Annotated in this window: 12 protein-coding genes and 2 pseudogenes; 4 read left to right on the top strand and 10 right to left on the bottom strand. The window is 43.0% G+C overall.

From position 1 onward, the window contains the following. Positions 1-1,911, top strand: a 1,911-nt coding sequence (locus H6G26_RS34815) for a pentapeptide repeat-containing protein (protein ID WP_190735726.1), incomplete at its 5' end; no start/stop codon positions are given. On the opposite strand, the gene H6G26_RS43230 is transcribed toward H6G26_RS34815, so the two are convergent. The 10 genes and pseudogenes from H6G26_RS43230 to H6G26_RS34855 all read right to left on the bottom strand — a co-directional run bounded on the left by H6G26_RS43230 (position 1,903) and on the right by H6G26_RS34855 (position 6,129). Further along, positions 1,903-2,289, bottom strand: coding sequence for a hypothetical protein (locus tag H6G26_RS43230; RefSeq protein WP_242054108.1), 387 nt, complete (start codon positions 2,287-2,289; stop codon positions 1,903-1,905). The genes H6G26_RS34815 and H6G26_RS43230 overlap by 9 nt on opposite strands. Before the next feature lie 6 nt (positions 2,290-2,295). Further along, positions 2,296-2,847, bottom strand: a complete 552-nt coding sequence (locus H6G26_RS34825) for a DNA cytosine methyltransferase (protein WP_242054111.1) — start codon at positions 2,845-2,847, stop codon at positions 2,296-2,298. Beyond that, positions 2,840-3,001, bottom strand: a complete 162-nt coding sequence (locus H6G26_RS44390; protein WP_347242555.1) for a DNA cytosine methyltransferase — start codon at positions 2,999-3,001, stop codon at positions 2,840-2,842. Before H6G26_RS44390 ends, H6G26_RS34825 begins: the two co-directional genes overlap by 8 nt. Before the next feature lie 178 nt (positions 3,002-3,179). Beyond that, positions 3,180-3,878, bottom strand: a complete 699-nt coding sequence (locus tag H6G26_RS34830; RefSeq protein WP_190735728.1) for a CAP domain-containing protein — start codon at positions 3,876-3,878, stop codon at positions 3,180-3,182. A 39-nt stretch (positions 3,879-3,917) separates the two neighbouring features. Continuing rightward, positions 3,918-4,098, bottom strand: a pseudogene (locus tag H6G26_RS34835) (winged helix-turn-helix domain-containing protein); the annotation flags it as partial. Positions 4,099-4,119: 21 nt separating this feature from the next. Further along, positions 4,120-4,326: a hypothetical protein gene (locus tag H6G26_RS43240; RefSeq protein WP_242054110.1), complete on the bottom strand. Its 207-nt coding sequence runs from the start codon at positions 4,324-4,326 to the stop codon at positions 4,120-4,122. Continuing rightward, the gene (locus tag H6G26_RS44025) at positions 4,323-4,445 is read right to left on the bottom strand and encodes a hypothetical protein (protein WP_277883950.1); all 123 of its coding nucleotides are present in this window, start codon (positions 4,443-4,445) and stop codon (positions 4,323-4,325) included. The genes H6G26_RS43240 and H6G26_RS44025 overlap by 4 nt, the downstream gene beginning before the upstream one ends. 878 nt (positions 4,446-5,323) lie before the next feature. Continuing rightward, complete coding sequence (locus tag H6G26_RS34845; RefSeq protein ID WP_190735730.1) at positions 5,324-5,512, bottom strand: hypothetical protein; 189 nt, start codon at positions 5,510-5,512, stop codon at positions 5,324-5,326. Between the two features lie 30 nt (positions 5,513-5,542). Next, positions 5,543-5,725, bottom strand: a complete 183-nt coding sequence (locus H6G26_RS34850) for a hypothetical protein (RefSeq protein WP_190735732.1) — start codon at positions 5,723-5,725, stop codon at positions 5,543-5,545. A 17-nt stretch (positions 5,726-5,742) separates the two neighbouring features. Then, on the bottom strand, positions 5,743-6,129 hold the full coding sequence (locus H6G26_RS34855) for a RidA family protein (protein ID WP_190735734.1): 387 nt from the start codon (positions 6,127-6,129) through the stop codon (positions 5,743-5,745). 674 nt (positions 6,130-6,803) lie between these two features. Between H6G26_RS34855 and H6G26_RS34865 the strand changes: the two are divergent. The 3 genes and pseudogenes from H6G26_RS34865 to H6G26_RS34870 all read left to right on the top strand — a co-directional run. Then, a pseudogene (locus tag H6G26_RS34865) lies at positions 6,804-7,442 on the top strand (Rieske 2Fe-2S domain-containing protein); the annotation flags it as partial. A 162-nt stretch (positions 7,443-7,604) separates the two neighbouring features. After that, the gene (locus H6G26_RS44030) at positions 7,605-7,730 is read left to right on the top strand and encodes a hypothetical protein (RefSeq protein ID WP_277883951.1); all 126 of its coding nucleotides are present in this window, start codon (positions 7,605-7,607) and stop codon (positions 7,728-7,730) included. Between the two features lie 665 nt (positions 7,731-8,395). Continuing rightward, the coding region (locus tag H6G26_RS34870) for a reverse transcriptase domain-containing protein (RefSeq protein WP_190735744.1) at positions 8,396-9,384 on the top strand (989 nt) is incomplete at its 3' end.

The raw sequence follows: 9,384 nt of genomic DNA on the forward strand, positions 1-9,384 counted from the left end.
TGGTTCTGGAATCATGTCACTCAGAAATTCATATTGAGCACGGGTCAGATTGCTGGGGTATGCTTTACTCATGTTGCTCTCTCAGTGCTGTCTACTATATATTCACAGCGTATACTGAGAGAGCTTTTTTACCATTTCTTTGACTTTTCAAACAGCCTCTTAAGCGATCGCAATACTCGATATTTATTTATACTAGATGGTTTTGATGAATTACGTTTTGAAGGAAGAACAGCAAAAGGAATTGAAGATTTTCTTGGGCAAGTAGGAAACTATCAAGCGCAAAGAGTATGTAGACATCAATTCATAGTGACTGGAAGAGAATCAGCGTTGCATGGAATTGAAAATCGGCTACCAGCTAACTTAGTTAAATTAGAAATAGCATTAATAGATGACCAGATCCAGATCCAATGGTTATCAAAGTGGGGTAGATTAGTTGGACAAGATAAAGCATTAGAATTTCAAAAGTTTCTCGAAGCAGATAATTGCCCTGAGCGTGTTAAAGAATTAGCGCGAGAACCACTGTTACTGTATCTTTTGGGGGCTATGCACCGAGAAGACGAGTTAAATATCAAAATGTTTGAAGGTGCTAATGATGCTCAAGCTAAAATAATAATCTATCAAAAAACACTAAATTGGGTTTTAACAAAACAACGTCCTGAAAAGCTTAATCTAGAACTTACAGAATTTGATACAGAAGACTTGCGCCTGATTTTAACTGAAGCGGGGTTATCTGTTACTCAATCTGGAAGAGAATGGACTTCAATCAAAGCAATTGAAGAACGGCTCAAAAATGATAAAACAGCCAGAAAGTTACTGGAAGAAGCACAGAAGAAGCTTGGTGGTGAAAATCCTTTAAGAAATGCGTTAGCAGCATTTTATTTACGCCCAGCAAAAGCATCCTCCTCAACAGAGGGTGCTGTCGAGTTTATTCATAAGAGTTTTGGAGAATTTCTCTGCGCTCAGAAAATAAAAGAAAGCTTGAAACAGTGGACAAAAATAGATTCTGAAAGTAGACGTGAGAGATATGTTATTGATGATGACAAGCTAGCAGAAGAAATCTATGGTTTATTTGGCTACGGTGGATTGACACAAGAGATTTTAGAGTATTTAATGGCTCTGCTTGATTCTGAAGAGCAATTTCAATATTTAAAATTATTTGAGCGTTTGGAAGATTTTTATCATAATTGGTGTCAAGGAAAGTTTATTAGTAGATTTCCGAAAAATCTTCCTTTAAATCAAATGCAAAAATTCCAAACAGAAAAAATATTGCTTGATTTGAGAGAAGTTGATATATTTACCGGGCTAAATGTAATGATTCTTCTCTTATATCTACACCGTTATGCTCAGACTCAAGATGAACTAAAGGATAAAGTTGCTTTTTTCCCGTGTGGGGAGAAAGACAGCGAAAATTTTGATTCCGAACGATTGTTGCGTATTATAAGCTACAGTAACAGCGTTAATTTAAGCACTTTTTCGTCAACTATTGGTTATTTTCTCCCCCGTGCTTACCTCTATGGCGCTTACCTTTATGGCGCTAACCTCGATGGTGCTAACCTTGATGGTGCTAACCTCTCTAACGCTTACCTCTTCCGCGCTAATCTCCTTTTCGCTAACCTCCTTTTCGCTAACCTCTCTAGTGCTAACCTTGATGGTGCTAACCTCTGTGGCGCTAACCTCAATGGTGCTAACCTCGATGGTGCTAACCTCGATAGCGCTGCCCTCTTAGGCGCTAATCTTAGAGGCGCTAACTTTAGAGGCGCTTACCTTCTCGATATTACTTGGGATGAGCATACAAACTGGAATAATGTGGAAGGATTAGATAAAGCACAAAACGTACCTGAAAGCTTGCTTTCCCAATTAAACTCAACCGCCCACCCCTCGCCCCCAAAAGACACTCCACCGTCAACCTGATATCGCCGCAGTCAACCCCGGCAGCCGCCGCCCCCGATAGAACTCCTGCTGTAACCCCGAAAGAACAGCCAGCACCCCAAGCTCAGACCAATCACCCAAGTCCTCGCCATGCAGAGATACCCGGTAATAGCTGCAAGCTAGGCGATCGCACTTCACAGGATAGCCCAATGCTTGACATTTCTCGATCAGCGACAATACCAAAGGTGGATATGCAGTAGTGGTCTGGCGATCCAAAAATGTTGGGTGAGGGCTGGGAAAAGGGGAAAGGTTACTGGGTTTGGGATTTAAAACCTTTTCCCCTTCCCCCTTCCCCCTTCCCCTTTTCCCCGCCAAATTCACTTGGCGAACTAACAGGGTGATTTGTCTTGCCTTGGACAAGGTTAGTCATACAGTCACTCCTAATAATTTGCTCTGTGCAGATATAAATAGTTGTGTTGCGAAACTGGGAGGTACAGAGTAGCCGATAATTGACCCCGCCGTAGCAGTCTCGTTGGGAAACTCGTACCAACCGGGAAGCCCTTGCAAGATTGCAGCCCCTTCAATAGACAAGGATTTGACCGTACCATCCGGCAACCAGATATCAGCGAATCTCCTACGGTTGCAGCCTTTGTGGTCGGTGAAATGCGATGCCTCCGGCGGGCGCTCGCGCCATCGCAGTATCGTGTTGCAAGGTAAATGTCCGGGTTTGTATTTGGACTGTATACGCCCCCCCACTCTTTCTATTAACAATGGTGTTGGCGCATTCCCGGCTAAAAATTTCTCCAAAGCTTGCTGTTGTTTGGGGAGTAGTTTAGAGTCGGGCATCGTAGGGATTAGATGAGTGATCGCCTCGTACCATCCACAAGATTTACCTCCCGTAGGTAGGGCAACCCGAAACCCCCTACTTGCAATCAGGACTAACCGCCACCGCGCCTGGAGCAACCTCAAGTCAGCCATGTTGACCACGGTGTAATCGACCGAGTACCTCGTACCTCTCTTGCTCCAAAGCTGACAAAATGATACTGAAACTCTGACTGTTCTGATAGCGTGGGACATTTTCGAGAGTGAAAACCCGTGGCTGTAACTGTCGGATAGCTTCAACAATAGCGATAGCGAAGCGCCGACCTGTCGGCGCTTCGCTGCGGTCAAGTCATCGTTATTTCTCCACCTTTACTTGCTTTTGCTGTGTGGGCTTGTAAAGGACAAAAAAATATTTTTACTTTATTACGCCTGCTTTTAAGTACAATAATTCAGACCCTTCGGTAATTGTCCCCACTTCCTAACTCAAATTATTTATCCCTATACCCATCAGCGTAGTTAATTACACAAATTGTCCTATATGATTTGTGAATTCCACAAGCAACACCAGACACTTTAAAAGCGCCGTTAAAAATGTTTTGTCTATGACTGCGATCGCGCACACTATCATCAATAATTAATTGCATGACAATATCTTCAGCAGTGTTAAAGCCATAAGTGATGTTTTCGCCTGCGGTTGTTTGCCATTTACCATAGCGGTTGATGCGAGTAAAGGGGTTGCTACCATCGCTACCATTATGACCCGTAGCACCTTTTGGGCCTTGGTCTTTAACATGGTCTTTTGCTCCTAAAGACATACCCTTAGATGGACTCAATACTCCCACAGGAGGCGCTGATTTCAAAAATGCGATCGCCTCATCAACTGCTTTGACTCCTTCTTGAGTTTGCCAATAGGTATTATTAGAAACGTTTACTAGGTTTCCCTCAAAGCGCTTTCTATAGTTTTCTAGAATCGGGAGGTATGATTTGGGATTTGTTCGTACCTTATTTGTTTCAACAATTACCTCTTGTTCCAACGATGAAAGGTAACTCACTTTTGATATCGGACTAGTTTGTGGAACTAATGCTGGGTTAGAGTAGGCTACAGACAAGTTAGATTGAAACAGTTGAACTGAGCAGCCAAATATTAACGCAATTGGCAAAAACACCCAAAATTTCATGCGACGCATCCATTACCTTACAATTTTTTTGTGGATTAATAGAGAGTTCAATTTAGTGGTTTTCTTCCAACTAATTCCCGCTGCGTTGAACAAGTCATAGTAACTTTGTTTTGACTCATAAATCACATCATATTCAAAGGCTAGTTTATATTCTAGTTCCCCCAGTTCCCAAAAATACGAGAGTTTGTAACCAACTCAATACCTGTTCTCTTTGTTCGCTACTTAAGTGCTCAAGTCTGGTTGAGTTGGGTCAAACTCTACTGCAATAACTGGGCGAATACCAAGCCTGTACCATCCCAGCTTCTATCCCGCCACCACCCGCGAAAAGTACTACAGCGATAGGAGCATCATCTGGAAGAACTGGTTTTAATTTTGTGTTATCAAAATTTTTGCAGACATCTAATCTTGGTGATGGCTTTTTGGTTTTCGCTTTTTTGATAAGGGCTATTGGAGTCATATACCAGTCGCCTCCTTCACCAAATCATCTGGCACTTCAAAAATCCCCAACTGCCCAATGTAAGGAATCGGTGTAATCTCGCGTGGATTCTCCAGCTTCCAATGATATTGCCCAGGCATTCCCCAACCAAAACAATTCGCAATGGGCTAACGCCCCGCTCCGCTAACGCTTTTTCGCCCATTCGCAATTAATTTCATTGCTTGATTTTCTGGGTGTTGTAGTTGACATAAGACTAATTCAGTCCAGCAGGAGCTTGATAATATGGACTGTCTCGGAGTCTGTCCAGCTTTGCTTTAACCCACACTAAGTTATGCCGTCAGTAAGGAAAGGAAAGGTCAAGAGTGTTCCAAATCGGGAAACAGTGTAGAAGCTTTGACTCTGTAAGTTTGTAGCAAGAACTCATATAAATAGGTTTGAAACTTTTTAAAATTGAATCGGTCTAAACAAAGTAAGCAAACCAAATAATCAATGTCATAACCCTTAGTAGCATCTTTGGTTGTAATCAAAGGCGTTCGCTGCCTTAAATTTTAGGAGATTATATGAGAAGCTTTCAAAATATTCGACACTTTTCAATTTTCAGTCTACTGTTCTTGTTATTCCTAACGATAGCTAGTAGCATTTTTGCTTATCAAGTATCACCATTAAGAGATGCCAGTTTTCAGCCCAATAGTGCAAACGGAGGTTCGTTAATAGTTTGGATGCAAGAGGTAACAGAAGAGCATTGGTTACTTTTAGCTAATCTAATAGCGGTTTCATTATCTACAAATTTGACATTTATTATTTGGCAAGCGCGGAAATTTTACCACAATAATAAGTGGTTAAGTTTTATCCTGATGACAGTAACATGGGTGATGTTATTTAGGAGTTTTCGGTTTATATCGATAGGTTATTTGTTAATGCAGTGGCTAGTTGATTAAAGCAAGAGTCGCCCATTGTTACAAAAGTTGTTGGTAAATTTAATCATTCTCAGCTTTCTATTTTGCATAGAAAACGATTTTCACTTCGTCGGAACTCTTTTAACTTGGAACATGAGCATCTCAATTTCATGTTCAGAAATTGTCAGATCCTTATTGAATTGTTTAGCGATCGCCCTGGGTTGTTTCAATATGGAGTCGATTTCTTGTACGCGGTTTTCACCACCCCGCTTTTCTCTTGGTTCAATCAACTGCACATAGTCCACAATCATCAAGTCGAAACTGAAGCAATTTCTCCTGATCTACACCGCCGCCAACCAATCGCACACCACAGACCTACAACCGCTCCCAAAGTTAACCCAAACTTGCCACTGCCCCAGACATGCATTCCAGTAAGGCTCACCATCAGCAATCGTTGGCAGGGAAGGCAACAAGGGTGTTTTTCTCAGCAATACGAGTGGCCAAGAAGTTATGTGATTTGTCACAAAACTGCTCCTCAAATCTAGTCCCTAGTTTTTTTTGCTGTCACCTCTATCTCAATCCGCATTCTAGGATCTGAAAGTCCTGCAACAATCATTGTTGCTGCTGGTCTGACATCTCCTAAATATTTACGAATTACTGGCCAGCTTTGTTCAAAGTCTTCTCGAATTGGTAAAATGTAACGAACTCGCACTATATCCTGCATTACCAGTCCTGCCTCTGTCAGTGCAGCATTAATATTTTTAAAACACTGCTCTGTTTGTTTTACAACATCATCAGAGATGGTCATCGAACTATAATCAAAACCTGTGGTACCAGAAACAAAAACCCAGTCTCCATCAATAACGGCTCTAGAATAAGCAATTTCTTGCTCAAAGATAGAACTAGAAGATATGAATTGACGACTCATTTAATTGTGGAATCTCCTTCCAAATGTATCTACAATTAAACCACTATCAACCAATCGCACACCACAGACCTACACTCGTCAGCAAAGTTAACCCAGACCTGCCACTGCCCCACTCCATAGGCTACGAGCAGCTTTGCTGTGCTCAGACAGCGCAATCGCTAGCTTGGGGTGGTGGAGGGCTATGGTCAAGATTTACAGTAGTTATACAGAGGTATGAATAGATACTATTTTATAAACTAAATGCTGGTAAATTAAGCATTGGTTATTATATACTCTGCTAAGTGAATAACTCGGTAGAGTATTTTTGTGAGAGTGCGTCTACTGTGAGCGATCATCTCACGCTTAAGCGCTTCGGCTATTGCACTCTCCCTTGCCAAAAGTGACAACCGCCCCGCAAGCAGCCTATGATTGCAACCGAAGGATTATGCGCTTTTATGGGCAAATGGAAACTATTGGTTCCCAAAAGATGACCGATACTGTTGATTTAGGCTGAAGAGGATTGCTTAGACTGCTGCAACCTCATACAATTTTTTCTCTCTGACCAGTACCTAATTTATGCTGTTGTGTGAGGCGCACAGGATAGCTCGTTGAGCGCACTCCTAAAGATCCAAGCAATGCTCATACTAGCTAAAATAAACCTAAGAGTTGGGAATAAAAGTTAAGAAATATTAAAAATGCTTTCAAAAGAATTGAATGTTACAGATAGTTTTCAGGAAAAAAAGCCTGGGGGCGGCAGTGACCCGAATAGTTTTGATTGTAAAGAGACATGGTATCCGGTCCATTACTTAGAGGACTTAGACAAATCAAAACCAACTCCTTTTACACTGCTGGGAAGAGATATTGTAATTTGGTGGGATAGAGTTGCCGAATCTTGGAGGAGCTTTGAAGATCAGTGTCCTCATCGTTTAGCACCGTTATCAGAAGGCAGGATTAGTGATGAAGGGCTGTTGGAGTGTCCGTATCACGGTTGGGCTTTCTCTGGAGATGGAGATTGCCTTCATATTCCTCAGCAAGTCAAAGGTGGAACAGCAGAGACGTCAAAACGCGCTTGCGTAGCATCATTACCGACTATTGAAAATCTTGGACTGCTGTTTGTATATGCTGGGGAGCGTGAAAATGCAGCAAAAACCGAAGTTCCAATTATTGAACCATTAGAAGAATCCCCGGAAGGATGGGTTGTAATAAATACATTCAGGGATGTGCCTTATGATGCGTTAACACTTTTAGAAAATATACTTGACCCAAGCCATGTATCCTTTACACATCACAAGACGGTAGGAAATAGAGCAAATGCAGCAGCTTTACGACTTGAACCTCCACGAAACCGACGTGATAAAAACTGAAACCTAACTTGGCTGCGGATTGCTTGGAGGGGAAGGGTTTGATTGTGTTTTTGTTGCTAGGCGTGACCAGCCGCAGCACCGCACCCGCTCACACACAGCCTGATTACTCCCTGCGTACTTCGCAATAGAGCGATGGCGCTTTTGGCCCGCTTTCTTGCGATCGCCTTTATGCTTAAGCGAGAGCTTATCGTCTCCCTTTGCCCTTACAACAATCGCCCCTCCACAGCCGACGATTGCTCCCTTGAGGTAATGGCTTGAACTTCAAGGGGCGACAATGCTTGCTAAACCAAGCCAGGTAAAGGTTTAGAAGGCACAGACAGACCCTTAAAAAAAAGGGCTATTCTGGGGTACTTATCGAGAATGAAAGTGCGATTCGTTGATTAGTGAATCACGGTAGCCAGTCCGTAAATAACTAATCCAGCCCGTCAGCAGATTACTGACATTAAAGGCTGAACTCTCGGATTGATGCAAGTGTAAGCCTTGCCATTCAGACTCAGAATTGACTCCTTACCTGCCCACACCGAACAAGCTCGGTTCTTGTAGAGTGAAGCTGGGAACAGGGCGCAATCAGACAGCCGTTGCGGGCTGACACTGGCGCTAACAGGGAGTTCCTATGGTGAAACAGAGCCTATAAAAGTGACCTACTTGAAAGCAGGGCGCAACACAAAAACCCTGACTTTACTGGAGATTATTCCCGCCGCATCATTTTCATAAAAGCGGTAAGAGTCCAGGGAATCCAGTGGTTGAATTGGCTACACCTAACGGAACAATCAATCTCTCCGAGGGAACGAATAAAAACGAGTTGTGGGTCTAGGGGCAGTCGAACCCCAAGTAGCCCAGACGAGCGGAGGAATCCCCACAATTCGGGTAGGACAGACCGTAATTGGTCTGAGGTGTTCAGAAAATACAAACCAGAGAAGAGAATGATTAGACACAGTGTAAAAACTAGTGAATCTTGGAAAGGGCTACCGTGGAAGAAATTCCGCAAGACCCTCTTTCGCCTTCAAAAGCGCGTATTCAAAGCTGTTCAAGTTGGCGACAAGCGGAAAGCTAGGTCACTCCAAAAGCTTATTCTTAAATCCACCTCGGCTCGATTTCTTGCAATAAGACAAGTATCTCAGCTAAATGCTGGCAAAAAGACGGCGGGTATTGATGGCAAGAAATCCCTCTCATTTGAAGAACGCTTCAACCTTGAAGAACTACTAAAAATGAATAGCGGAAATTGGAAGCATCAAGGACTACGGGAAATCCCCATCCCCAAAAAGGACGGGACTACCAGAATGCTTAAGATACCTACCATCGCAGACAGAGCTTGGCAATGCCTAGCGAAATATGCACTGGAGCCAGCACACGAAGCCACTTTCCATGCCAGAAGCTACGGGTTTAGAACGGGGCGATCTGCCCACGATGCACAAAAATACATCTTTAACAACCTAAACTCATACGCCAAGGGAAGAGAGAAACGAGTTATAGAACTCGATATTGAGAAGTGCTTCGACAGGATTAACCACTCAGCAATAATGGATGAACTTATCGCTCCCAAAGGCTTAAAAATCGGTATTTTCCGATGCCTCAAGACTGGAGTAAACCCAGAATTCCCCGAACAGGGTACACCGCAAGGGGGAGTAGTTAGCCCACTATTAGCCAATATCGCACTCAACGGGATTGAGAGTATACACAGATACCACGCCGATTACAAATACGGCAGAAGTGTCAAAGACAACACCTCAAAAAGTAAAATTATCGAGCCATCAATCCGATACGCGGATGATATGGTCATAATACTACGCCCCGAAGATAACGCGACAGAAATACTTGAAAGAATCAGCGAGTTCCTCCGCAAACGCGGAATGAATGTAAGCCAAAAGAAAACCAAAGTTACCGCCGCGACAGATGGGTTTGATTTCCTCGG

The organism is Nostoc sp. FACHB-888, from assembly GCF_014696655.1.
GTDB lineage: Bacteria > Cyanobacteriota > Cyanobacteriia > Cyanobacteriales > Nostocaceae > Nostoc.